This is a genomic window from Actinomadura sp. WMMB 499 (assembly GCF_008824145.1).
GTDB lineage: Bacteria > Actinomycetota > Actinomycetes > Streptosporangiales > Streptosporangiaceae > Spirillospora.
On sequence record NZ_CP044407.1, the window covers coordinates 7,271,627 to 7,295,651 of the forward strand.

A 24,025-nucleotide genomic window follows, 5' to 3' on the forward strand; every position below is an offset into this window, starting at 1 on the left:
ATAACATTTATAAACAGTCGTGGCTATATATGTTCTTCCTCGTCGAGGGAGCGGGCCAGCCCGCGGACGAGGAGTCCGAGCGGGGCGCGCAGCGCGACCAGGCCGTCGAAGTCGTCCTGGACGACACGGTTGGTGGCCATGGAGACGACGGCTCCGACCATGGCCTCGCAGGCCGGCAGCCCGAGCGGCGTCCGGATGCCCAGGAAGTCGGCGATGGCGCCGACGACCGACCCCTGCAGGGCGACGCGGCGGCGCAGGAACTCCGGCCCGGCGGCGTACGCCTCGACGAGGAACAGCCGGGCCAGGACGGGCTCGGCGGCGAGGGCGTCGAGGTAGGCGCCGAGGGCGCGTTCGACCGACTCCCAGCGTCCGGTCTCCTCCCGCAGGGTGCCGGTCACCACCTCCAGCAGCGCCCCGGTGGCGGTGTCGTAGGCGGCGCCGAAGCAGTCGGCCTTGTCGGAGAAGTGCTGGTAGAAGGTCAGGCGCGACACTCCGGCGCGCTTGAGCACGTCCGCGACGGTGACGGCGGTGTAGCCCTTCTCGGCGGCGACCTCGGCCATCGCGGCGACCAGCCGGGCGCGTTGGGAGGCGGCGACCTGCTCCCGGCTCAGCCCGTGCCGTCCGGGTGAGAGCTTCTTGCGCTCCCCTGCGGGGGATTCCTCCATGCGTCGATGCTAGTGAGGGTCCGGCGGGCGGCCGGTGAGGCGGGTGGTGAGGGCGGCGGCCGTGGCGCGGATCCGGGTGGCGAGGGCCGGCCAGGTCTCGGGCGGGCGGTCCTCGCGGCGGAACGTGACCGTGATGGCCGCCGTGGGGCGGGCGTTGTGGTCGAAGGCGCAGGCGGCGATGCTCGCGAAGCCCTCGGTGACGTGCCCGTCCTCGGCCGCCCAGCCCCGGCGGGCGTCCTCGGCCAGGACGCGGCGCAGGGAAGGCAGCGACGTGGGGCCCCGGCCGGTCCGGTCGACGAACGGGCCCGCGAAGAGGGCGCGGACCTGGGCCGGGGGCAGGTGCGCGAGGAGGGACCGGCCGCTCGCGGTGAGGTGGGCGGGCATCCGGACGCCCACGTCCGTGACGAGCGTCGCGTGGTGCGGCGGCTGCTCCTTGAGCAGGTAGAGGGTCTCGGCGCCGTGCAGGACGCCGAGCTGCGCGATCTCCCCGGTCCGGTCGACGAGACGGCGCAGGAGGGGGCGGGCCAGGCGTTCGAGGGGCTCGTGGCGCAGGTAAGCGGAGCCGATCTCGAACGCGGCGACGCCGAGGCCCCAGCGGCGCTCCTCTGGGAGGTAGGCGACGAAGCCGTCCCCGGCCATCGCGGCGAGCAGGTGGTAGGTGGACGAGCGGGGCAGGTTGAGGGTGCGGGCGATGGACGAGGCGGGCAGCGGGCCCGGGGCGGCGGCGAGCAGGCGCAGGACGGCCAGGGCGCGGCGGGCGGCGGGGACCTGGCTCATGGGGCGAGTGTCTCGTATCCGAGACGGAATGCGGGCGGGCGGGGTCGTGCCCGGTTCCCGTGGGCGCTCCAATGGTGGGTATGGGTTCGCTCGTGGGGGACAGCAGGGTGAAGGACGTCATGGTCGGTTCGGGGCCGCTCGCGTTCGGCGACGTGGTGGCGGTGGCCCGGGACGGTGCGCGCGTCGTGTTGACGGACGGGGCGCTGAAGGCCATCGGGGAGGCGCGCGCGCACATCGAGGAGCTGTCCGCGCGCCCCACGCCGGTTTACGGGGTCTCGACGGGGTTCGGGGCGCTGGCGACCCGGCACATCGCCCCGGAACTGCGTGATCAGTTGCAGTTGAACATCGTTCGGTCGCACGCGGCCGGGTCGGGGCCCGAGGTCGAGCGCGAGGTCGTCCGGGCGCTGATGCTGCTCCGGCTGCGCACCCTGGCCACCGGACGGACGGGCGTGCAGCCGACGACCGCCCGGACGCTCGCCGCGCTGCTCGACGCCGGCATCACCCCGCAGGTCTTCGAGCACGGCAGCCTCGGCTGCTCGGGCGATCTCGCACCGCTCGCGCACGTCGCGCTCGCCCTGATCGGAGAGGGGAACGTGCGCGACGCGAAGGGCGAGCTGCGGCGCGCCGGGGAGGTGCTCGCGGAAGCCGGGATCGCGCCGGTGAAGCTCGCGGCCAAGGAGGGCCTCGCGCTGCTGAACGGCACGGACGGCATGCTCGGGATGCTGGTGCTGGCGATGCACGATCTGCGGCGGCTGCTGACCGCGGCCGACCTGGCGGCGGCGATGAGCGTCGAAGCGCTGCTGGGCACGGACCGGGTCTTCGCCGCCGACCTGCAGGAACTCCGGCCGCATCCGGGGCAGGCCACGTCGGCGGCGAACCTGCGGGCGCTGCTGGACGACTCGGGGATCATGGAGTCGCACCGCGGGCCCGACTGCACGCGCGTCCAGGACGCCTACTCGCTGCGCTGCTCGCCGCAGGTCAACGGGGCCGCGCGGGACACGCTGGCGCACGCCGAACTCGTCGCGGGACGGGAGCTGGCGTCGGCCGTCGACAACCCGGTCGTCCTGCCGGACGGGCGCGTGGAGTCGAACGGGAACTTCCACGGCGCCCCGATCGCGTACGTGCTCGACTTCCTCGCGATCCCGGCGGCCGACGTCGCGTCGATGTCGGAGCGGCGGACGGACCGGATGCTCGACAAGGGCCGGTCGGGCGGCCTGCCCGCGTTCCTCGCGGACGATCCGGGCGTCGACTCCGGGCACATGATCGCCCAGTACACGCAGGCCGGGATCGTGTCGGAGCTGAAGCGGCTCGCGGCGCCCGCGAGCGCCGACTCGATCCCGAGCTCGGCGATGCAGGAGGACCACGTGTCGATGGGCTGGAACGCGGCCCGGAAGCTGCGGCGGGCCGTCGACGGGCTCGCGCAGGTGGTCGCGATCGAGATCCTCACCGCCGCGCGGGCGCTGGACCTGCGGGCGCCGCTGCGGCCGGGCCCGGCGACCGGCGCCGTGGTCGCGCGGCTGCGGCGGGCCGTGCCGCCGCCCGGCCCCGACCGGTACCTGGCGCCCGAGATCGCCGCCGCGACGGAACTGGTGCGGGACGGCTCGCTCGTGGCGGCCGCCGAAGCGGTCGTCGGCCCCCTTTCCTGAAGGAGTTCCCCATGTCCGGACCTCGGACGGTACGCGCCCCTCGCGGCGTCGAACGAACGGCGAAGGGCTGGCCCCAGGAGGCCGCCCTGCGCATGATCCAGAACAACCTCGACCCCGAAGTCGCCGAGCACCCGGACGAACTCGTCGTCTACGGGGGGTCGGGGAAGGCCGCACGGAACTGGAGTGCTTTCGATGGGATCGTCCGGTCGCTCGCCGATCTCGAAGGGGACGAGACGCTGCTCGTCCAGTCGGGGAAACCGGTCGGGATCTTCCGGACGCACGAGTGGGCGCCCCGCGTGCTCATCGCGAACTCCAACCTCGTGCCGCAGTGGGCGACGTGGGAGGAGTTCCGGCGGCTGGAGTCGCTCGGCCTGACGATGTTCGGCCAGATGACCGCCGGGTCGTGGATCTACATCGGGACGCAGGGCATCCTGCAGGGGACGTACGAGACGTTCGCGGCCGTGGCGGCGAAGCGGTTCGGCGGGACGCTGGCCGGGACGGTCACGCTCACCGCGGGCCTCGGCGGGATGGGCGGCGCGCAGCCGCTCGCGGTCACGATGAACGGCGGCGTCGCGATCTGCGTCGAGTGCGACCCGTCGCGCATCGAGCGGCGGGTGGCGCACCGGTACTGCGACGTCCGGGCGGAGTCGCTGGACGAGGCGCTGCGGCTGGCCGGGGACGCGAAGGCGGCGCGGCGCCCGCTGTCGATCGCGGTGCTGGGGAACGCGGCGGACGTCGTCCCGGAGCTGCTGCGGCGGGGCGCGCCCATCGACATCGTGACCGACCAGACGAGCGCGCACGACCCGCTGATGTACCTGCCGTCCGGGATCGCGTTCGACGACATGGCCGGCGCACGGGACAAGGACCGCGACGGGTTCATCTCCCGCGCGCGCGCATCGATGGCCGCGCATGTGGAGGCGATGGTCGGCTTCCAGGACGCGGGCGCCGAAGTGTTCGACTACGGCAACTCCATCCGGGGCGAGGCCCAGCTGGCGGGGTACGAGCGGGCGTTCGCCTTCCCCGGGTTCGTCCCCGCCTACATCCGGCCCCTGTTCTGCGAGGGCAAGGGCCCGTTCCGGTGGGCCGCGCTGTCGGGCGACCCGAAGGACATCGCCCGCACCGACCGCGCGATCCTCGAGCTGTTTCCCGAGAACGAGTCGCTGGCCCGCTGGATCCGGCTGGCGGGGGAGCGGGTCCACTTCCAGGGGCTCCCGTCGCGCATCTGCTGGCTCGGCTACGGCGAGCGGGACCGGGCCGGGGACGCCTTCAACGACCTGGTGGCGCGCGGCGAGATCGCCGCGCCGCTCGTCCTCGGCCGCGACCACCTCGACTGCGGGTCGGTCGCGAGCCCGTACCGGGAGACCGAGGGCATGGCGGACGGATCGGACGCGATCGCCGACTGGCCGCTGCTGAACGCGATGCTCAACACCGCGTCCGGCGCCACCTGGGTGTCGATCCACCACGGCGGCGGCGTCGGCATCGGCCGGTCGATCCACGCGGGCCAGGTGTGCGTGGCGGACGGGACGCCGCTCGCCGGGGAGAAGCTGCGGCGGGTGCTGACGAACGACCCGGGCACCGGCGTGATGCGGCACGTGGACGCCGGGTACGACCGGGCCGCCGAGGTCGCGGCGGAGCGCGGCGTGCGCGTCCCCGCGCAGGGCGCATGAGCTTCGCGGAGATGTGGGCGGACCTCCTGCCCCTCGGACGGGACGGGACGGGCGGCTACCACCGGCTCGCGTGGACGCCGCCCGAGCTGGAGTGCCGCGCCTGGTTCGCCGACCAGGCCCGGCGGCGCGACCTGGACATCGAGCACGACGCGAACGGCAACATGATCGCGTGGTGGCGGCCCGCCGGGGCCGGGGGACCGGCCGTCCTGACCGGCAGCCACCTGGACTCGGTCCCCGGCGGCGGCGCGTTCGACGGCCCGCTCGGCATCGTGTCGGCGTTCGCGGCGATCGACCTGCTGCGCGAGCGCGGCGCCCGGCCGGGACGTCCCGTCGGCGTCGCGGCGTTCGCCGAGGAGGAGGGCGCCCGGTTCGGCGTCGCCTGCCTCGGCTCGCGGCTCCTCACCGGGGCGATCGACCCCGCACGGGCGCGCGCGCTGACCGGCGCGGACGGACGGACGTTCGCCGACGTCCTGCACCACGCGGGACTCGACCCCGAGGCCATCGGCCCCCGCGACGAGCTGCTGGACCGCGTCGGGTGCTTCGTCGAACTGCACGTCGAGCAGGGCCGGGCCCTCACCGGACCGGTCGGGCTCGCGAGCGCGATCGTCCCGCACGGACGCTGGCGGTTCGGCTTCGCGGGCGAGGGCAACCACGCGGGCACGACCGGGCTCGCCGACCGCCGCGACCCGATGCTGCCGTTCGCGGGCATGGTGCTCGCGGCCCGCGAGGCCGCCGAGCGGAACGGGACGGTCGCGACGGTCGGCAAGGTGCGGGTGACGCCCGGCGGGGTGAACGCGATCGCGTCGTCGGTCACCGGATGGCTGGACGCGCGCGGCCCCGACGACGCGTCCGTCCGGCGCACGGTCGAGGACGTCGCGGCGGCGGCCCGCGCCGCCGCCCGCCCGCACGGCGTGGCGGTCGAGGCGGCGGAGGAGTCGTACACCGAGATCGTCGACTTCAACATCGAGCTGCGCGACCGGCTCGCGAGGACGCTGGGCGGCGTCCCCGTACTGCCGACCGGAGCCGGGCACGACGCGGGGATCCTGTCCGCGCGGCTGCCGACCGCGATGCTGTTCGTCCGCAATCCGACCGGCGTGTCGCACGCCCCGGCCGAGCACGCCGAGACCGCCGACTGCCTCGCGGGCGTCGAGGCGCTCGCCGCGGTGCTGGCCGACCTGGCGTCCGGGTAGGGGTACCGGTATGCAGTGGCATGCGCAGTTCGCCTGGCTCGGCGACGGTGTGGCGGCCGACGTGCTCGTCGAGGCCGACGGCGAACGGATCACCCGCGTCGAACGCGGCGCCGCCGCCCCGCCGGGCGCCGTCCGCCTCCCCGGCCTGACCCTCCCCGGTCTCGCCAACGCCCACTCCCACGCCTTCCACCGCGCCCTCCGCTCCCGCGCCCAGCGACAACCCTGTTTTCCCCAACCAACCAACCCCGACCTACCTCCCGGGACGTTCTGGACGTGGCGGGAGCAGATGTACCGGGTCGCCGACCGGCTCGACCCCGAGTCCTACCGGGCCCTCGCCGCGGCGGCCTTCGCCGAGATGGCCCTCGCCGGGATCAGCTGCGTCGGCGAGTTCCACTACCTGCACCACCGCCCCGGCGGCGACCCCTACGACGAGCCGAACGCGATGGGCGAGGCCCTGATCGCCGCCGCGGCCGACGCCGGCATCCGCATCACCCTGCTGGACGCCTGCTACCTCACCGGCGGCATCGGAGCGCCGCTCACCGGCACCCAGCTCCGGTTCGGCGACGGCACCGCCGGGAACTGGGCCCGCCGCGCCGGAGCCCTCCACGACGGCCTGCACAAGCGGACGGACGGGCGGACGGACGGGACGGGCGGCGGGCACGCCCGCGTCGGCGCCGCGATCCACTCCGTCCGCGCCGTCCCGCGCGAGCAGCTCGCCGCCGTCGCGGCCTGGGCACGGGAGCGCCGCGCGCCGCTGCACGTCCACCTGTCGGAGCAGCCGGAGGAGAACGCGGCGTGCCGGGAGGCGTACGGGACGACGCCCGCGCGGCTGCTCGCCGAGGCCGGGGCGCTCGGCGCGTTCGCGACGGCCGTGCACGCCACCCACCTGACCGGCGAGGACATCGGGCTGCTCGGCACCACCACGACCGGCGTGTGCATGTGCCCGACGACCGAACGCGACCTCGCCGACGGCATCGGCCCCGCCCGCGACCTCGCCGCCGCGGGCGCCCCGCTCTGCCTCGGCACCGACCAGCACGCCGTCGTCGACCTGTTCGAGGAGGCCCGCGCGGTCGAGCTGGACGAGCGGCTGCGCACCCGGCGGCGCGGCCACTGGACGGCCGGGGAACTGCTCACCGCCGCGACCCGGCACGGCCACTACGGGCTCGGCTGGCCGGAGGCGGGACGGCTGGAACCCGGCGGGTACGCCGACCTCGTCACGGTCGACCTCGGCTCGGTCCGGACGGCCGGGGCCGGGCCCGCGCACGCCGCCGAGGCCGCCGTGTTCGCCGCGACCGCCGCCGACGTCCGGCACGTCGTCGTCTCCGGCCGCGAGATCGTCCGGGACGGCCGCCACCTGCTGATCGAGGACGTCCCCGGCGCGCTGGCCGCCGCCATCGACGCCGTCACCCGCGACACGTTCACCCGGGAGGACCACGCTTGAGCACCCTGATCACCGGCATCGGCGAACTCGTCACGAACGACCCCGCGACCGGCGGGGGCCCGCTCGGGATCGTCCGGGACGCGGCGCTCGTCCTCGACGGCGGCACCGTCGCATGGACGGGACCGGCCGCCGCGGCCCCGGACGCCGACGAGCGGTTCGACGCGGAAGGACGGGCCGTCCTGCCGGGGTTCGTCGACTCGCACGCCCACCTGGTGTTCGCGGGGGAGCGCGCCGGGGAGTTCGCCGCCCGGATGAGCGGCGAACCGTACGCGGCGGGCGGCATCCGCACCACGGTCGCCCGCACGCGCGAGGCGTCCGACGGCGAGCTGCGCGCGACCGTCCGGCGGCTCGTGGACGAGATGGCGCGGCAGGGCACCACGACCGTCGAGTGCAAGTCGGGGTACGGGCTGACGGCCGAGCAGGAGGAACGGGCGGTGCGGATCGCCGCCGAATACGCCGACGAGGTCACCTACCTGGGGGCGCACGTCGTCCCGGAAGACACCGACGCCGCCGCCTACACCCGCCTCGCCTCGACCGAGATGCTCGCCCTGTGCGCCCCGCACGCCCGCTGGGTCGACGTCTTCTGCGAGCGCGGCGCGTTCGACGAGGCCCAGGCCCGCGAGATCCTCCAGGCGGGGGTCAGGGCGGGGCTGGCGCCGCGCCTGCACGCGAACCAGCTCACCGAGGGGCCGGGCGTGCGGCTCGCGGTCGAACTCGACGCCGCGTCCGCCGACCACTGCACGTTCCTGTCGGACGCCGACGTCGCCGCGCTCGCCTCGTCCCGGACCGTTGCGACCCTCCTGCCCGGAGTCGAGTTCTCCACCCGGCAGCCCTACCCGGACGCGCGCCGCCTGCTGGACGCGGGCGCCACGGTCGCGCTCGCGTCCGACTGCAACCCCGGCTCCTGCTACAGCTCGAGCATGGCGTTCTGCGTCGCGGTCGCCGTCCGGGACATGCGGATGACCCCGGCCGAAGCCGTCTGGTCCGCGACCGCCGGGGGCGCGCGGGCGCTCCGCCGCACCGACGTCGGACGCCTCGCGCCCGGCGCGCGCGCGGACGTCCACGTACTGGACGCCCCCACGCACGTCCACCTCGCCTACCGTCCCGGGGTGCCCCTCACCAGGGCCGTCTGGAAGAAGGGCGTGCGGGTCACTGGCCCAGGTAGCGGCGGTTGACCCGGATCAGCGGCTTGCGGTCCCGCGCGATGTAGTCGGCCGTCAGGACCTCCGCGACGAACAGCGTGTGGTCGCCCGCCTCGATCGTCTGCCGCGTCTCGCACTCCAGCGCCGCGAGCCCGTTCTCCGGGACCAGCGCGTCCGACACCGCCCCCCGGTGGTGCCGCTCGCTCGCCAGCAGGATCCGGGCGCCGGGCCGCCCCGCCGCCGCGAACCGGCCCGCGAGGGCCCGCTGCCCGGACGACAGGACCGTCGCGGCCCACCGGTCGCGGCGTCCCAGCACCTCCGCCAGGTACGACGACGAGGACAGCCCCGCCAGCACCATCGGCGGCTCCATCGACACCGACGTGAACGACGTCACGGTGGTGCCGTGGTCGTCGCGGCCGTCGCGGACGGTCAGCACCACCACGCCGGTGGCGAACCCCGCGACGGCGTCGACGAAGTCCGTGCCCGCCGCCACGTCAGCGGATCTCCCAGGACCCCGGCAGGGTGAGCGGACCGGCGGACGGCAGCCCGAGCCGGGCCGCGAGACCGCCGAGCGATCCCCAGCCGTCGAACCGGGCGGACGCCGCGGTGCGGTCCTCGCTCGACTCCGGCGGGCGCAGCCGCTCCAGCGGCGACGCGTGCGGGTAGGACCGGATCGGCGCGTCCGCCGCCAGCCCGCCCTTCTTGCGGGCCAGCTCCAGCGCCGCCTCCAGGCCGCCCAGCTCGTCCACGAGACCGCCCTCGCGGGCGTCCGCGCCCGTCCAGACCCGGCCCCGCGCCAGCTCGTGCACCCGCTCGCGCGACAGCCCGCGGCCCTGCGCGACCTTCGCGGTGAAGTCGTCGTAGATCCGGTCGAGGGACGCGTTGATCCGCTCCCACTCCGACTCGCTGAACTCCTTCGTGGAGCTGAACATCCGGGCGTGGTCGCCGTCGGCGACCGTCCCCATCCCGACGCCGACCTTCTCGAGCAGATCGGTGACGACGGCCTTGCCGACCACGACGCCGATCGACCCGGTGATCGTCCCCGGCTGCGCCAGGATCACGTCGGCGCCCATCGACACGTAGTAGCCGCCGGACGCCGCCACGTCGCCCATCGACACGATCACCGGCTTGCCGGCCTTGCGCGCGAGCGCGACCTCCCGCCAGATCGAGTCCGACGCGACCGCCGAACCGCCCGGGCTGTTCACCCGGAACACGATCGCCTTGACGTGCTCGTCCTTCACCGCCGCCCGGAACGCGGCCCCGACCGTGTCCGAGCCCATCGCCGGGCCCGAGCTCGGCAGCGGCCCGCCGCGCCCGCTGCGGCCGAGCCGGATCGGGCCCTGCCCGTTGATCAGCGCGACCACGTCCTGGCGGCCCGGCTGCGGCAGCCTCCGCGCGAGGCCCTGCGTCCGGTTGTAGCGCGCGACGTACCTGAGCTGCGCGTCGTCGCCGAACCGCTCCCGCAGCGCCGCGTACACCTCGTCGCGGTACCCGAGGTGGTCGACCAGGCCCTCCTCCAGGGCCTCGTCGGCCAGCAGCGGCCCGCGGTCGACCAGCTCCCGGACCCGCTCCACCGGCAGGTTCCGGGACGCCGCGATGCCCGCCGCGAGCTGCTCCCCGAACGAGGCCACCAGCCGCCGCGACGACTCCTCGTGCTCGGGCGTGTACGCCTTCTCCATGAACGTGTTCGCCATGGTCTTGTACTCGTGCCGCGCCGCGAACAGCGGCCGGACGCCCGCCTTCTCGAGCGCCCCCGCCAGGAACGGCTCCTCCAGCGCGACGCCCGTCAGCCCCACGTCGCCCGTCGGCTGCAGGTACACCTCGTCGAAGCCGCAGGCCAGGTAGAACGGGACGTTGCCGCGCCCGCCCTCGCCGAACGTCTCGGCCCACGCGACCGTGTGCTTGCCCGCGTCCCGCAGGGCCTGGACCGATTCGCGCAGCTCCTGCGCGAGCGCCATCCCGACCCCGCCGGTGATCTTCACGACGAGGGCGCGCACCCGCGCGTCCGAACGGGCGCGGCGCAGGCCGTCCAGGACGTCCCGCAAGTGCGTGCGGCGCATCGACATGAGCGCCGAGATCGGGTCGGCGGGCGCGGTCTCCACGATCCCCTCGGTGAGGTCCAGCTCGAGGATCAGCGGGGCCGTCCGCCGCTCGCGTGCCTGCTTGATCACGTTGACGACTGTGCCGGGATCCACCATGCCCTCACCCTATGCGCCCCGCCGCCCAGGGGGACGACCCCCTGGAACCCCCGTCACGGGAACGGCGATCCTCGCGTGCTGTTGCAGGGCTCGCTTCCTGTGCGGCGCTCGTACGCACGCTGCGGTCGCCGTTCCCGGCGTTCGGCGCGGCCTCCGGGCGCTGGGCGCCCTACGGCCGCGCCGAGCGTGACACGCGTGGTGCGGCCCCGCGCGCGTGCTCGACGTGTGGTGCGGGCACGGGGAGCGGACTCGACGTGCGATGTTCACGTCCGCACCGGCCCGCCGGGCGGTCGCCCCGCCGGATGGTGGGGCGTGGAGCGGGGCAGGGCGGCGTGGGGTGGGGCAAGGCGGCGCAGGGCGGGTGGTGCGGCGTGGGGCCGGAGCCATGCCGGACGGCCGGGCCGATGGGGGCGGGCGGTCAGCGGGCGAAGGTGCGGTTGGGGAGGACGCTGGCGGACGCCTGCGCGATCGGGCGGCCGGACGCGTCGGAGATGAGCGCGTTCGCGACCATCCGGGTGCTGCCGGGGTGCACGCAGGTGCCGGTCACCGTGTACGTCCGGCCCGCCTGGACGCCGCGCAGGTAGTCGATGTTCAGGTTGAGGGTGAGCATCGGCATGAAGTGCTCGCACGTGCTGGAGCCCGCGAGGCACACCGCGTTGTCCAGGATCATGGCGATGTAGCCGCCGTGCACGGTCCCGCCGGGGTTGCACAGGTGCTCGGCGGGCGTCCAGGAGATGTCGACGCGGCCCGGCTCGGCGCTCGTGATGACCTGGCCGATGTGCTGGTTGACGTCGGAGATCTCGGGGAACCGGCCGTCGGCGAGCGCCTGGATCAGCTCGGCGCCCGACAGCGTGTTCCACATGTCGGAGTGGTCCTGCGGTCCCGCCTCGACGCTCAACTCTGCTCCCTGATCGACCGGACGTCCGTCCAGAATCGTATTCGGGTGGATGGAACGCGGCACAACGCGGCACTGTGCCGTTCATCACGGGCGTCAGGCGGCGCCGAGCCGGCCCCGGATGTCGCCGGTGCCGGTGGAGGTGTAGCGCAGGCCGCCGGACTCGCGTTCGAGCGTGACCCTGCCGCCCGTGCAGAACCCGGTGATCCCGGTGCCGTCCTCGACCCGCTCCCGGAACTCGGCCCGCGCGGAGCCGGCGTCGATGAGGGAGAGGGACATCCGGCAGCCCCAGCCGGTGTAGTCGGCGGTGCCCTCGCCGTCGTCGTCCAGCTCGATCGTGACGGGCGTGCTCGCGTCGCCGATCGTGATGCCGCCGGTCTGGGTGATCTCCCCGGTCCAGGTGCCGGCGAACCCGTCGGGCAGGGGGCCGTCGGACGTCTCGGACGGGCTCGGCGACGGGCTCGTCGGCCTGTTCGTCGGGTTCGTCGGGTTCGTCGGGGTCTTCGAGGGTGTCGGCGGGGACGAGGACGACGCGGCGGGCGGGGCGTCGCGGGTGTCGTCGTCCAGCGCGTCGAACGCGAGCAGGCCGCCGGCGAGCAGGGCGATCGCGGCGACCACGGCGGCCGGGACGGCGACGCGCCGGCCCGTGCGGCGGCCCGTGCGGCGGCGCGGGGGCTCGGTGGCGTGCGCGGGCGGGACCTGCGCGGCGCCGCCGGGCGGCGGGGGCGGCGGCACCGGTCCCGGGACGGGCGCGGGGCCGCGCTCGGCGGACGGGTCGACGAGCCGCACCATCAGATCGCGGGCGGTCGGGCGGCGCGCCGGGTCCTTGGCGAGGCACACGGTGAGCAGCGGCGCCAGCCAGGGCGGCACCCCGCCGAGGTCGGGCTCGCCGTTCGCGATCCGGTGCATGACCGCCGGGATGCTGTCGGCGGGGCCGAACGGGGGACGGCCGGTGGCCGCGTAGACGATCGTGCCCGCCCACGCGAAGACGTCCGACTTGTCCGTCGGCGGGTGCCCTTCGAGCCATTCGGGGGCGAAGTACGCGGGCGTCCCGACGAGCTGGGTGTGGGTCTCGGCGTCGATGGCGCGGGCGATCCCGAAGTCGACGACGCGCGGGCCGTCCGGGCCGAGCAGGACGTTCGCGGGCTTGAGGTCGCGGTGCACGATCCCGGCGCCGTGGATCGCGGCGAGGGCGCTCGCGGTGTTCACCGCGAGCCGCTGCAGCTCGCCCTCCCGCAGCGGCCCCTGCTCGAGCACGCGGTCCTGGAGGGACGGGCCGTCGATGTACTCGCTGACGACGTACGGGACGGCCGCGTCCGCCGAGGCGTCCAGGACGGCGGCCGTGCAGAACGGCGCGACCCGCTGGGCGGCGGCCATCTCCCGGGCGAAGCGCGCGCGGGCCGACTCGTCGGTGGTCTTGAGCGTCTTGACCGCGACGCGCTCGCCCGCCGGGCCCTCGCCGAGGTAGACGACGCCCTGACCGCCCTCGCCGAGCCGCCCGGTCAGGCGGAATCGCCCGACGGTGCGCGGATCGTCGGGTTGCAGCGGGGCAGGCGGCATCTCTCTCCTCGCGAGGGATCGGCCGAGCGGACCTCACCACGTTACTTGCCATCCCGAGCGCACACGCAGCGGATATGGTCGGCTGCATGGGAGACGGCGACGGGTGGGCCGACTGCGAGCGGGGGCACCGCCACTGGGGACGGTTCGGCGCGGCGGGCCTGCTCGCCTACCACAGGGACCCGGCCGGCCAGGTGTGGACGCTGCTGCAGCAGCGCGCGTGGTGGGGCCTCGGCGGCGGCACGTGGGGGATGTTCGGCGGCGCGCTGCACAGCCACGAGGACGCCGTGACCGGTGCGCTGCGCGAGACGTCCGAGGAGTGCACGCTCGACGTCGGGACCGTGACCGTGCACGGCACCAGCGTCGAGGACCACGGCGGCTGGTTCTTCACGTCCGTGATCGGCGAGCTGCCCGAGATGGCGCGGGTGAAGGCGGCGTCCATGGAGACGCGCGGCGCCCGCTGGGTGCGCGCCGAGGACGTCACCGCGCACAAGCTGTTCGAGCCGTTCGCGCGGTCGTGGCCGCGGCTGCGGGACGCGATGCGCCGCCTCGTGCTCGTGGTGGACGCCGCCAACGTGGTGGGCGCGCGGGCCGATCACGGCTGGTGGAAGGACCGGGCCGGGGCCAACGCGCGCCTGCGCGACGACCTGAAGGCGCTCGACGGGGGCGTGACGGGCGTGCCGGACGGACTCGTCCCGTTCGACCGCTGCTTCCCGGAGGTCGTCCTGGTCGTGGAGGGGCAGGCGCGGGGCGTCGCGGACGAGCCGGTGGACGGCGTGCGGGTCGTCGCGGCGCCCGGCAGCGGGGACGACCGGATCGTGGAGCTCGTCACCGACCCCGCACCCGGGACGGCGCACCTGGTGGTGACGGCCGACCGGGAGCTGCGGGCGCGCTGCGCGGCGGCGGGCGCGGGCGTTACCGGCCCCCGCTGGCTCCTCGACCGCCTCTGACGCGACCGCCTCCCGACGCGACCGGCTCCGCGCTAGGAGTCGCCGACGCGGTGGCCGGCGGCGCGGAGTGCGTCGGCGGCGTCCTTGGAGGAGTTCTCGGGGACGAGGAGCAGGTCGGCGTGGTAGGTGGAGGCGACGAACACCGAGATCCCGGCGTCGGCGAGCGGGCCGAGCAGCCCGGCCAGCGCCCCCGGCGCACCGGGGCCCTGCCGCGCGTCGCCGTAGAAGCCGACCCAGCGTTCCGCCTCGGTGAACGGGGACGCGTCCCGCACGACGGTGAGGCCCTCGGGGGCGCGGACGAGCGCGATCCAGTCATCGTCCTCGGGGAACGTCGCGTGCGGCAGGTGCCCCACGGTGAACTGGGACGGGACGAGGTGCAGGCGCTGGCCGTCGGTCATGGGCCAACTCTATTGACCGGCACCGACGGCCGGAGCCGGGTCATTCCGGGGCGAACCAGACGGCGCCGAGGGGCGGGACACGCAGCACGGCCGACGCGGGCAGCCCGTGGCACGGTTCGGCGGTGGCCTCGATGCGGCCGAGGTTGCCGACGCCGCTGCCGCCGTACTCGTACACGTCGGTGTTGAGGATCTCCCGCCAGCCCCCGGTGCGCGGCAGCCCGAGCCGGTAGTCCTCGTGCGGGGTCCCGGAGAAGTTGATCACGCAGGCGATGACGGGCGGCTCCGCCGTCCCGTCGGGCGCGGTCCCGTACCGCAGGTAGGACAGGGTGTTGCCGCCCGCGTCGTTGCCGTCGATCCAGCGGAAGCCCTCGTGGTCGCTGTCGCGCGTCCACAGCGCGGGCTCCTCCCGGTAGGCGAGGTTGAGGTCGCGGACGAGTTTCTGCAGGCCGAGGTGGCTGGCGCCCTCGGCGGCGTTCTCCAGCAGCCACCAGTCCAGGGGGCGTTCCTCGGCCCATTCGGCGCCCTGCCCGAACTCCTGCCCCATGAACAGGAGCTGCTTGCCGGGGTGCGACCACATGTAGGCGAGGAGCGTGCGGAGCCCGGCGAACTTCTGCCAGGCGTCGCCGGGCATCTTGCTGAGCAGTGAGCCCTTCCCGTGGACGACCTCGTCGTGCGACAGCGGCAGGACGTAGTTCTCCGAGAACGCGTACATGAGCGAGAACGTGATCTCGTTGTGGTGGTAGTGCCGGAACACCGGTTCGTGACGCAGGTACTCCAGCGTGTCGTGCATCCACCCCATGTTCCACTTGAAGCCGAACCCGAGACCGCCCAGGTGCGTCGGGCGGGACACCCCGGGCCAGGCGGTCGACTCCTCGGCGACCGTGATGATCCCGGGATTGCGCTTGTAGACGGTGGCGTTCATCTCCTGCAGGAAGGAGATGGCCTCCAGGTTCTCCCGGCCGCCGTACACGTTCGGGGTCCAGCCGCCCTCTTCACGGGAGTAGTCCAGGTAGAGCATGGACGCCACGGCGTCGACGCGGAGCCCGTCGATGTGGAACTCCTCCAGCCAGTACGAGGCGTTGGCCACGAGGAAGTTGCGGACCTCGGCGCGCCCGTAGTTGAACACGAGCGTCCCCCAGTCGGGGTGCTCGCCGCGCGACGGGTCGTCGTGCTCGTACAGGGCGGTGCCGTCGAACCGCGCCAGGGCCCACTCGTCCTTGGGGAAGTGGGCCGGGACCCAGTCCATCAGGACGCCGATGCCCGCCTGGTGCAGCCGGTCGATGAGGTGCCGGAGGTCGTCGGGGGTGCCGAACCGGGACGTGGGCGCGTAGTAGGACGTCACCTGGTAGCCCCAGGACGGCCCGTAGGGGTGCTCGGTCACGGGCAGGAGTTGGACGTGCGTGAACCCCATGTCCTTGACGTAGGTGGTGAGGTCGTCCGCGAGCTCCCGGTATCCGAGACCGGGACGCCACGAGCCGAGGTGGACCTCGTACACGCTCATCGGCTCGTGCAGCCAGTCGCGCTGCTTGCGCTCGTCCATCCAGGCGGCGTCGCCCCACTCGTAGGACGAGGTGAACACGCGGGACGCGGTCGCCGGCGGGGTCTCGGTGTAGCGCGCCATCGGGTCGGCCTTGCCGCGCCAGTGCCCGTCGGCGCCGAGGATCTCGAACTTGTAGCGCATGCCGTCGGTGACGTCCGGGACGAACAGCTCCCAGACCCCGGTCGAACCGAGGGACCGCATGGGGTGGGCGCGCCCGTCCCAGTGGTTGAAGTCGCCGACCACCCGGACGCCCCGCGCGGTGGGCGCCCACACGGCGAACGCGGTGCCGGTGACCTGGCCGAACGACGAGGTGTAGGTGCGGACGCGAGCGCCGAGCGCGTGCCACAGCTCCTCGTGCCGGCCCTCGCTGATCAGGTGCAGGTCCAGCTCACCGAGCGTGGGCAGGTGCCGGTACGGGTCGTCCTGGACGTTCTCGAGCCCGTCCCCGTAGGTGACGGCGAGCCGGTAGTCGGGCACCGCGAGCGGCGCCTCGTCCTCGTCGTCGCCCGACAGGGACGCGCCGACCGGCAGAGTGCCCGCGAAGACGCCCTGGTGGACGTGCCGGAGCGGGTGCCGGTCGCCGTTCGGCAGGACGACCTCGACCCGTTCGGCGAGCGGGCGCAGCGCCCGGACGGTGACGCCCGAGCGGCCCGGATGGGCGCCGAGGACACCGTGCGGATCATGGTGGTCGCCGCCGACGAGCCGGTCGATCTCCGCGTGCGTCACCCGCGCCATGGCGTCATGGCCTCCTCGTCCCCGTCCCTGTTGCCGCTTCCACAGGGTTGAGTGCCCCGAGATCGGGCTGTTTCACATGTACGGACCGACCCTTTCCAACAGATTGCGATCCGTTCAGGAGGCGGGGGTTGCGGAAGGGGGAGATGCGCCGTCTTGTGATGGTTCCGCCGGGAGAGTCCCCGGAAAGTTGCGACCGTACGAGCGGCACCACTCTTTGTTTGGGGGTCGCGCCGAAGGCGCCGCCCGTACGGTCACGTCTACCTGGCCCCAGGGGCTACATCGACCCCTCCGCCCCGGGCTCCACTGTGGTGTCACTCCAGCGACACAAGTACCTGTCGTTCCGGCCCGTCCCGGCCCGGTCCGGCCCCGCGCACGGGCCGGGCCGCGACGGTCCCCGCGTTCGCGTCACCGGCCGCCGCGCCCCTCTCCGGTTTGCTCGCGCAGCAGCGCGCGCAGCCCCGCCGAATCGTCCGCGGCCACCGTCATCGCATATCCCGCCTGCAGTTGGGCGTCGGTGAGGTCCCCGCTCCGGGTCGCGTACCAGCGGCCCGCGTCGCTGCGCCAGACCTGCCAGCCCGGAAACTCCGTCTCGATGGCCGTCTTCAGATCGTCGAAGTCGCCCATCAAGGTCGTCCTTTCCTCGAGGCGGCTTTCTGTATACAAAAGTCTTACTCGGTCTCAGAGGTGTCAAGCTGTCCGTAAGCGGACCGTGCCCTCGGGGATAGCGCCGAGCAGGCATGGAAGGGACGGAAAGGGAGAGGAGGGGCGCCCGAGAATCGAACGCCGGATCGAACGCCGGGATCGAGCGTCACGCCGCGGACCGCGCGGCGGCGGGGCGCCGGAAGAAGGGGAGGTGGACGCCCGTGCCGGACCGTCCCGCCTATCTGCGCATCGCCGACACGCTGCGAGAAGGGATCCGGGACGGCGGCTTTCCGCCGGGATCGCGGCTGCCGACCATGGCGGAGCTGCGGCGGGCGCACGGCGTCTCGGAGATCGTCGTCCGGCAGGCCGTCGCGCTGCTGCGCGGCGAGGGCCTCGTCGAGACGCGCCGCGGCGGCGGCACCGTCGTCCGGATCCGGCCGCCCGTCCGCCGCGTCGCCATGGACCGCTACCTCGCGGTCGCCCCCGCCGCGACGTCCGAGCAAACGTCCGAGCAAACGTCCGGCCCGCCGCAGACCACCTTCACCCGCGACCAGAAGATCACCTGGGAGGAGTACCGGCTCGACAAGGAGTTCACCCGGGTGCGCGCCGACCCGGAACTGGGCGCGCTGTTCGAGCTGTCGGCCGGAACCGAGCTGCTGCGCCGCCGGTTCGTCTTCTACGCGCGCGGGGAGCCGCAGCAGATCTCGGTGAACTTCCTGCCGTGGGACCTGGTGGGCGACACCCCGGTCGCCGACCCCGCCCGGGAGCCGTGGCCCGGCGGGACGCTCGCGCAGCTGGCCTACCTCGGCCACCCGCCGACGCGGGTCGAGGAGGCCGTCCGGTCCCGGATGCCGACCCCCGACGAGGCCGAGACGCTCCGGCTGTCCGGCGGCGTGCCCGTCCTCGCCATCACCCGCCGATTGCTGTCGGGGGACGGCGTGATGGAGGTCTGCCGCGACATCGTGCTGCCCGCCGACCGCGTCGTCCTCGACTACGCCATCGACCTCTGACGGCCCGGCCCGCGCGGCACGCCGCGCTCCTCAGCCCGCGAGCCGCTCCAGGGTCCGGAGCGGGACGGGCAGCCAGGACGGGCGGTTGCGCGCCTCGTACCGGACCTCGTAGACGGCCTTGTCCAGCTCCAGCGCCCGCAGCAGCCCGGCGTGCGCGACCGGGTCGGGGCCGCCCGCGGCCGCGTACCCGCGGCAGAACGCCGCCCGGTTCCGCTCCGACCACGCCCGCGCCCGCTGCTCGACGGCCGCGGCCGCCGCCGGCGGCGACGCGCCGCCGTCGCCCGTCTGCAGGTACCGCGCGGCGTACTCGAACGAGCGCAGCATGCCCGCGACGTCGCGCAGCGGATGCCCGAGGGCCCGCCGCTCCGCGGGCGTCCGGGCGGGCTCGCCCTCGAAGTCCAGCAGCACCCAGCCGGCGTCCGTCCGCATCGCCTGCCCCAGGTGGTAGTCGCCGTGGACGCGCTGGAACGGCAGCGGCACCGCGCCCGCCGCGCAGCGCGCGAACACGTCGCGGATCGCGGCGGTGTACGGGCGGATGTCCGGGACGGCCGCGCTGACCTGCGACAGCTGCTCGTTCATGGCCGCGACCCGGGACCGCAGCTCGTCCGCCGGAACCTCGGTCACCCCGAACGCGGCGGCGAGGTCGCGGTGCACCTGCGCGGTCGCGGCGCCGAGCCGCTCGGCCTCCGCCGCGAAGTCGCCCCCGGCGGCGCCCGCCTCCGCCGCCGGCGGGACGGGCGCCGCGGCGGGTTCGGCGCCCGGCGGCGGAGGTTCGGCGGGCTGCGCGAACCAGTCGCGGACGCTGGTGAGCGCGAGCTGCCAGCCGTCCGACCCGGTCCGCAGGAACTCCGACAGCAGCGCGAGCGTCACCGGCTCGCCGTCCTCGCCCGCCCCCGGTTCGAGCTCCATCCAGCCGTGCACGGCGGGGACGTGCGCGCAGCCCTGCCGGGACAGCGCCAGGTTGACCTCCAGGTCGGGGTTCACGCCGGGCGCCAGGCGGCGGAACAGCTTGCAGATGTAGGCGTCCCCGAAGATCAGCGAGGTGTTGCTCTGCTCGGCGGGGCTCCGCGCGGCGTCCAGGTCCGTCCGGATCCGCGCGCCGGGCGCGTGCCGGAACCGGACGGGCCCGAGCGCGTCCTCCGCGGCCATGTGCGCGAGCAGCGGGCCGGTCAGCTCCGGGTCGTGGGCGGCGTCGTAGACGTGCTCGGTGCCGCCGCCCACCGCGGCGACCCGGCCGATCTCGCCGGGCCGCAGCCGTTCCGGCAGGTCGTGGCGGACGCCGAGGAGCAGCTGGTAGCGGTCGGTGACGCCGCTCTGGGAGACGTCCAGGACGAGGTGGTGCAGTCCCGGGTCGCCGGGCCGCAGCACGGTCGCGGTGCCGATCGACAGGCCGTCGATGGGGCGGTGCTTGCCGCCGAACCACCGTTGCCGGGGCAGCCACTCCGCCAGGAGCCGGACGAGTGAGCGGTCGGGCGGCGCCACGGTCAGATCACCTCTTCACCCGGATTCTCACCGGATTCGGTCTCGGCGGGCGGCGGGGGGAGGAGGAACCAGTAGAAGCCGTGGCCGGGGAGCGTCAGCAGGTAGGGCAGCTCGCCGATGGCCGGGAACTGCACGCCGCCCATGCACTCGATCGGCGCGGAGCCGCGGAACCGCCGCAGGTCCAGTTCGACGGGCTGCGGGAAGCGCGACAGGTTGTTCACGCACAGGACGGTGTCCATGCCGCCCCACTGGTTCGCGTCCCCGTTGCCGATCTCCCGCGTGTACGCCAGCACGGACGGGTTCGACGCGGACAGCTCGACGTACGAGCCGACGCCGAACACCGGGTGCCGCTGCCGGATCTCGATCATCTTGCGCGTCCAGTGCAGCAGTGACCCCGGATTGCCCGCGAAGGCCTCGACGTTGACGGCCTGGTAGCCGTAGATCGGGTCCATGATCACCGGCAGGTAGAGGCGGGCCGGGTCGCATTTCGAGAAGCCCGCGTTGCGGTCCGGCGTCCATTGCATGGGGGTGCGGACGGCGTCGCGGTCGCCGAGCCAGATGTTGTCGCCCATGCCGATCTCGTCGCCGTAGTACAGGACGGGCGAGCCGGGCAGCGAGAGCAGGAGCGCGGTGAACAGTTCGAGCTGGTTGCGGTCGTTGTCCAGGAGGGGGGCCAGGCGGCGCCGGATGCCGATGTTGGCCTTCATGCGCGGGTCTTTGGCGTATTCGGTGTACATGTAGTCGCGCTCTTCGTCGGTGACCATCTCCAGGGTCAGCTCGTCGTGGTTGCGCAGGAAGATGCCCCACTGGCAGTTCTCGGGGATCTTCGGTGTCTGCGCCATGATCTCGGAGATGGGGTAGCGCTGCTCGCGGCGGACGGCCATGAAGATGCGCGGCATGACCGGGAAGTGGAACGCCATGTGGCACTCGTCCCCGCCCACCCCCGGATCGCCGAAGTACTCCACGACGTCGCCGGGCCACTGGTTGGCCTCGGCCAGCAGGACGCGGTCGGGGTAGAGGCGGTCGACCTCGGCGCGGACGCGCTTGAGGTAGGCGTGCGTCTCCGGCAGGTTCTCGCAGTTGGTGCTCTCGCGCTCGTACAGGTACGGGACGGCGTCGAGGCGGAAGCCGTCGATGCCGAGGTCGAGCCAGAACCGCAGGTTCTCCAGCATGGCGTCCTGGACGTCCGGATTGTCAAAGTTCAGATCCGGCTGGTGGGAGAAGAACCGGTGCCAGTAGTACTGCCCGCGCACCGGGTCGTAGGTCCAGTTCGACTGCTCGGTGTCGACGAAGATGATCCGCGCGTCGGGGTACTTCTCGTCGGTGTCGTCCCACACGTAGAAGTCCCCGAACGGGCCGTCCGGGTCGCTGCGCGACGACTGGAACCACGGGTGCTGGTCGGACGTGTGGTTCATCACCAGGTCGGCGATCACCCGGATCCCGCGCGCGTGCGCCTCCTCGATCAGCTCCACGAAGTCCCCGAGCTCCCCGAACTCCGGAAGGATCTTCGTGTACTCGGCGATGTCGTACCCGCCGTCCTTGAGGGGCGACTGGTAGATGGGCAGCAGCCAGAGGCAGTCGATGCCGAGCCACTGCAGGTGGTCGAGCTTGGAGATGAGCCCGCGCAGGTCGCCGTAGCCGTCGTTGTTGGAGTCGGCGAACCCGCGCACCGACACCTCGTAGAACACCGCCGTCTTGAACCAGTGCGGGTCGCGCGGCGTCTCCGGGTCGAAGGCGTCCGGGACGGGCTCGGACGCGACCGGGAGGGACTCGGCCGCCGGGTACTCGGTGGCGGGCTCGTTCGCGGGCACCTGCCCGGGGGGCGCGCCGGGCGGTTCGGGCGCGCCGGACTCCTCGAACGTCCCGGGGGCGGACTCGTGGGGGCCGCTCAACTCTCCTCCTCCCGCAGCGTGAAGACGTGTGCGGGTCGGGTGCGGGGGTCGAGGTGGACGTAGTTGGTTTGTGTCCAGGTGTAGGGGGTGCCGTCGAGTTCGTCGACGACGGTGAAGGTGTGGTGGGGGTGGTCGGGCAGGCCGAGTGCGGGCAGGTCGAGGTGGACGGTGGCTTCGCGGGGGTGGTGGGGGTTGAGGTTGATGATGGTCAGGACGGTGTCGTCGAGGTGGTGTTTGGAGAAGGCGAGCAGTTCGGGTTGGTCGACGTGGTGGAAGTGCAGGTTGCGCAGGTGGTGCAGGGCGGGGTGGGTGTGGCGCAGGGTGTTGAGGCGGGTGATGAGGGGGGCGATGGTGGTGCCGGTGGCGGCGGCGGTGTCCCAGTCGCGGGGGCGGTACTGGTATTTCTCGGAGTCGCGGTATTCCTCGCTGCCGGGTCGGACGGGGGTGTTCTCGCATAGTTCGTAGCCGCTGTAGATGCCCCAGGTGGGGGACAGGAGGGCGGCGAGGATGGCGCGGATTTCGAAGGCGGGGCGTCCGCCGTGCTGGAGGTATTGGTTGAGGATGTCGGGGGTGTTGGTGAAGCAGTTGGGGCGCATGTGGGCGGCGGCGGGTCCGGACAGTTCGGTGAAGTAGGTGCGGAGTTCGTCGGCGGAGTTGCGCCAGGTGAAGTAGGTGTAGGACTGGTGGAAGCCGATTTTGGCGAGGGTGTGCATCATGGCGGGGCGGGTGAAGGCTTCGGCGAGGAAGAGGACGTCGGGGTGGGTGGTGGCGGTGTCGGCCAGGAGGCGTTCCCAGAAGGGGACGGGTTTGGTGTGGGGGTTGTCGACGCGGAAGATGGTGACGCCGTGGTCGATCCAGTGGCCGATGATGCGGGTGATTTCGGTGTAGAGGCCGTCGGGGTCGTTGTCGAAGTTGAGGGGGTAGATGTCCTGGTATTTCTTGGGTGGGTTCTCTGCGTGGGCGATGGTGCCGTCGGCGCGGGTGGTGAACCATTGGGGGTTTTGGGTGACCCAGGGGTGGTCGGGGGAGCATTGCAGGGCGAGGTCGAGGGCGATTTCGAGGCCGTGGTGGTGGGCGTGGGCGACGAAGGCGTCGAAGTCGTCGAGGGTGCCCAGGTCGGGGTGGATGGTGTCGTGGCCGCCGTGGGGTGAGCCGATGGCCCAGGGGGAGCCGGGGTCGTGGGGGGCGGCGTCCAGGGTGTTGTTGGGGCCTTTGCGGGCGGTGGTGCCGATGGGGTGGACGGGTGGGAGGTAGATCACGTCGAAGCCCATGTCGGCGATGGCGGGGAGGCGTTTCATCGCGGTGCGCAGGGTGCCGGAGGTGGGTGGGCGGCGTCCCATGGGGTCGTGGGTGGCGCCTTCGGAGCGGGGGAAGAACTCGTACCAGGCGCCGTAGAGGGCTCGTTCGCGGTGCACGATCAGGGGGTACCAGTCGCCGGCGGTGACCAGGTCGCGCAGCGGATGCCGCTCCAGGATCTCGTGGACGTCCGGGTCCGCGGCAGCGTCCATGCGGTCGCCGGCGGGGACGGTCTCGTCGGCCAGGCGCTTCGCGAGACGGTCGAGCGCGGGAGCGTCCTTGGACGGGACGGCATCGGCCGCGCGCTCGAACAGCTGCGCTCCCTCGGTGAACATCAGTTCGACGTCCTGGCCGCGCGGGATCTTGATCTGGGCGTCGTGCCACCAGTGCGCGATGGGGTCGCCCCAGGCCTCCACCCGGAACGACCACGGGCCCCGCTCGGTCGGCGTCACCCGCGCCGCCCACCGGTCGGTGCCCGGCGCGACCTCCCGCATCCGCACCGGCGGGCACTCCTCGCCGTCCGGCGTCCGCAGCACCACCGCCGCGCCGAGCATCTCGTGTCCCTCGCGGAACACCGTCGCCGACACTTCGAAGGTCTCGCCCACGACCGCCTTGGCCGGCCACCGGCCGCACCCCACCACCGGGGCGACGTCCACGATCGGTATGCGACCGAGCCCTGACAAGTCGGTCATACGGAACGATCCGGACTCGACGTGCATGTGGCATCCCCTACCCGTGCGAGGCTGTCGAAACGTCCATGCCCGCGAGTGGGGGCTTACCGCCCTGTAGGTTTCGCTAACTTTGCGTCCATATCCGGACACTCCGTGCACTCGCGCCGACCGCAGGGTGGAGCGGTAGGGTGCAAGCGAGGCCGAGACGCACAGCAATCACTTCATTACTTC

At 73.5% G+C, this 24,025-nt stretch carries 19 protein-coding genes; 7 read left to right on the top strand and 12 right to left on the bottom strand.

What is annotated here, in order from left to right; genetic code table 11:
• Nucleotides 1-23: 23 nt before the first annotated feature.
• The gene (locus tag F7P10_RS32860; protein ID WP_151015429.1) at nucleotides 24-665 is read right to left on the bottom strand and encodes a TetR/AcrR family transcriptional regulator; all 642 of its coding nucleotides are present in this window, start codon (nucleotides 663-665) and stop codon (nucleotides 24-26) included.
• A gap of 9 nt (nucleotides 666-674) precedes the next feature.
• Nucleotides 675-1,442 carry an IclR family transcriptional regulator gene (locus tag F7P10_RS32865; RefSeq protein WP_151015431.1) on the bottom strand — a complete coding sequence of 256 codons (768 nt, stop codon included), beginning with the start codon at nucleotides 1,440-1,442 and terminating at the stop codon, nucleotides 675-677.
• A 119-nt stretch (nucleotides 1,443-1,561) separates the two neighbouring features.
• On the opposite strand from F7P10_RS32865, the gene hutH reads away from it, so the two are divergent.
• Genes hutH through hutI form a run of 5 tightly spaced genes read left to right on the top strand, consistent with a single transcriptional unit; the run spans nucleotide 1,562 to nucleotide 8,561 of the window.
• The gene (gene hutH, locus F7P10_RS32870) at nucleotides 1,562-3,088 is read left to right on the top strand and encodes a histidine ammonia-lyase (RefSeq protein ID WP_218040761.1); all 1,527 of its coding nucleotides are present in this window, start codon (nucleotides 1,562-1,564) and stop codon (nucleotides 3,086-3,088) included.
• Nucleotides 3,089-3,099: 11 nt separating this feature from the next.
• Nucleotides 3,100-4,755, top strand: coding sequence for a urocanate hydratase (gene hutU, locus F7P10_RS32875; protein WP_151015435.1), 1,656 nt, complete (start codon nucleotides 3,100-3,102; stop codon nucleotides 4,753-4,755).
• A complete protein-coding gene (locus tag F7P10_RS32880; RefSeq protein WP_151015437.1) occupies nucleotides 4,752-5,945 on the top strand; it encodes an allantoate amidohydrolase in 1,194 nt (397 codons plus the stop codon). The genes hutU and F7P10_RS32880 overlap by 4 nt, the downstream gene beginning before the upstream one ends.
• A gap of 10 nt (nucleotides 5,946-5,955) precedes the next feature.
• Nucleotides 5,956-7,386, top strand: coding sequence for a formimidoylglutamate deiminase (locus tag F7P10_RS32885; protein WP_151015439.1), 1,431 nt, complete (start codon nucleotides 5,956-5,958; stop codon nucleotides 7,384-7,386).
• Nucleotides 7,383-8,561 (top strand): imidazolonepropionase, encoded by a 1,179-nt coding sequence (gene hutI / locus F7P10_RS32890; protein WP_151015441.1) that lies wholly within the window; start codon nucleotides 7,383-7,385, stop codon nucleotides 8,559-8,561. The genes F7P10_RS32885 and hutI overlap by 4 nt, the downstream gene beginning before the upstream one ends.
• Here the strand turns inward: hutI and F7P10_RS32895 are convergent.
• The 4 genes from F7P10_RS32895 to F7P10_RS32910 form a co-directional block, all read right to left on the bottom strand.
• Complete coding sequence (locus tag F7P10_RS32895) at nucleotides 8,536-9,021, bottom strand: flavin reductase family protein (protein ID WP_254716153.1); 486 nt, start codon at nucleotides 9,019-9,021, stop codon at nucleotides 8,536-8,538. The genes hutI and F7P10_RS32895 overlap by 26 nt on opposite strands.
• A gap of 1 nt (nucleotide 9,022) precedes the next feature.
• Entirely contained in the window at nucleotides 9,023-10,726 is a 1,704-nt protein-coding gene (gene sppA / locus F7P10_RS32900; RefSeq protein WP_151015443.1) for a signal peptide peptidase SppA, read from the bottom strand.
• Between the two features lie 418 nt (nucleotides 10,727-11,144).
• Nucleotides 11,145-11,624 (bottom strand): PaaI family thioesterase, encoded by a 480-nt coding sequence (locus tag F7P10_RS32905; RefSeq protein ID WP_254716154.1) that lies wholly within the window; start codon nucleotides 11,622-11,624, stop codon nucleotides 11,145-11,147.
• Nucleotides 11,625-11,717: 93 nt separating this feature from the next.
• Nucleotides 11,718-13,181: a serine/threonine-protein kinase gene (locus F7P10_RS32910; RefSeq protein WP_151015445.1), complete on the bottom strand. Its 1,464-nt coding sequence runs from the start codon at nucleotides 13,179-13,181 to the stop codon at nucleotides 11,718-11,720.
• A gap of 86 nt (nucleotides 13,182-13,267) precedes the next feature.
• Here F7P10_RS32910 and F7P10_RS32915 point away from each other — a divergent pair, with 86 nt between their 5' ends.
• Nucleotides 13,268-14,128: an NUDIX domain-containing protein gene (locus F7P10_RS32915; protein WP_151015447.1), complete on the top strand. Its 861-nt coding sequence runs from the start codon at nucleotides 13,268-13,270 to the stop codon at nucleotides 14,126-14,128.
• 32 nt (nucleotides 14,129-14,160) lie between these two features.
• Here F7P10_RS32915 and F7P10_RS32920 read toward each other — a convergent pair whose 3' ends face one another.
• From F7P10_RS32920 to F7P10_RS32930, 3 genes are all read right to left on the bottom strand, one after another.
• Nucleotides 14,161-14,526 carry an ACT domain-containing protein gene (locus tag F7P10_RS32920; protein WP_151015449.1) on the bottom strand — a complete coding sequence of 122 codons (366 nt, stop codon included), beginning with the start codon at nucleotides 14,524-14,526 and terminating at the stop codon, nucleotides 14,161-14,163.
• 40 nt (nucleotides 14,527-14,566) lie between these two features.
• Entirely contained in the window at nucleotides 14,567-16,801 is a 2,235-nt protein-coding gene (gene glgB / locus F7P10_RS32925) for a 1,4-alpha-glucan branching protein GlgB (RefSeq protein ID WP_151015451.1), read from the bottom strand.
• A 405-nt stretch (nucleotides 16,802-17,206) separates the two neighbouring features.
• The gene (locus tag F7P10_RS32930; protein ID WP_151015453.1) at nucleotides 17,207-17,425 is read right to left on the bottom strand and encodes a hypothetical protein; all 219 of its coding nucleotides are present in this window, start codon (nucleotides 17,423-17,425) and stop codon (nucleotides 17,207-17,209) included.
• A gap of 239 nt (nucleotides 17,426-17,664) precedes the next feature.
• On the opposite strand from F7P10_RS32930, the gene F7P10_RS32935 reads away from it, so the two are divergent.
• A complete protein-coding gene (locus tag F7P10_RS32935; RefSeq protein ID WP_151015455.1) occupies nucleotides 17,665-18,453 on the top strand; it encodes a GntR family transcriptional regulator in 789 nt (262 codons plus the stop codon).
• A 30-nt stretch (nucleotides 18,454-18,483) separates the two neighbouring features.
• Here F7P10_RS32935 and F7P10_RS32940 read toward each other — a convergent pair whose 3' ends face one another.
• The 3 genes from F7P10_RS32940 to F7P10_RS32950 all read right to left on the bottom strand — a co-directional run bounded on the left by F7P10_RS32940 (nucleotide 18,484) and on the right by F7P10_RS32950 (nucleotide 23,815).
• The gene (locus F7P10_RS32940) at nucleotides 18,484-19,935 is read right to left on the bottom strand and encodes a phosphotransferase (protein WP_151015457.1); all 1,452 of its coding nucleotides are present in this window, start codon (nucleotides 19,933-19,935) and stop codon (nucleotides 18,484-18,486) included.
• Nucleotides 19,936-19,937: 2 nt separating this feature from the next.
• Entirely contained in the window at nucleotides 19,938-21,746 is a 1,809-nt protein-coding gene (treS, locus tag F7P10_RS32945) for a maltose alpha-D-glucosyltransferase (protein WP_151018441.1), read from the bottom strand.
• Nucleotides 21,747-21,823: 77 nt separating this feature from the next.
• Complete coding sequence (locus F7P10_RS32950; RefSeq protein WP_151015459.1) at nucleotides 21,824-23,815, bottom strand: alpha-1,4-glucan--maltose-1-phosphate maltosyltransferase; 1,992 nt, start codon at nucleotides 23,813-23,815, stop codon at nucleotides 21,824-21,826.
• Nucleotides 23,816-24,025: the final 210 nt, after the last annotated feature.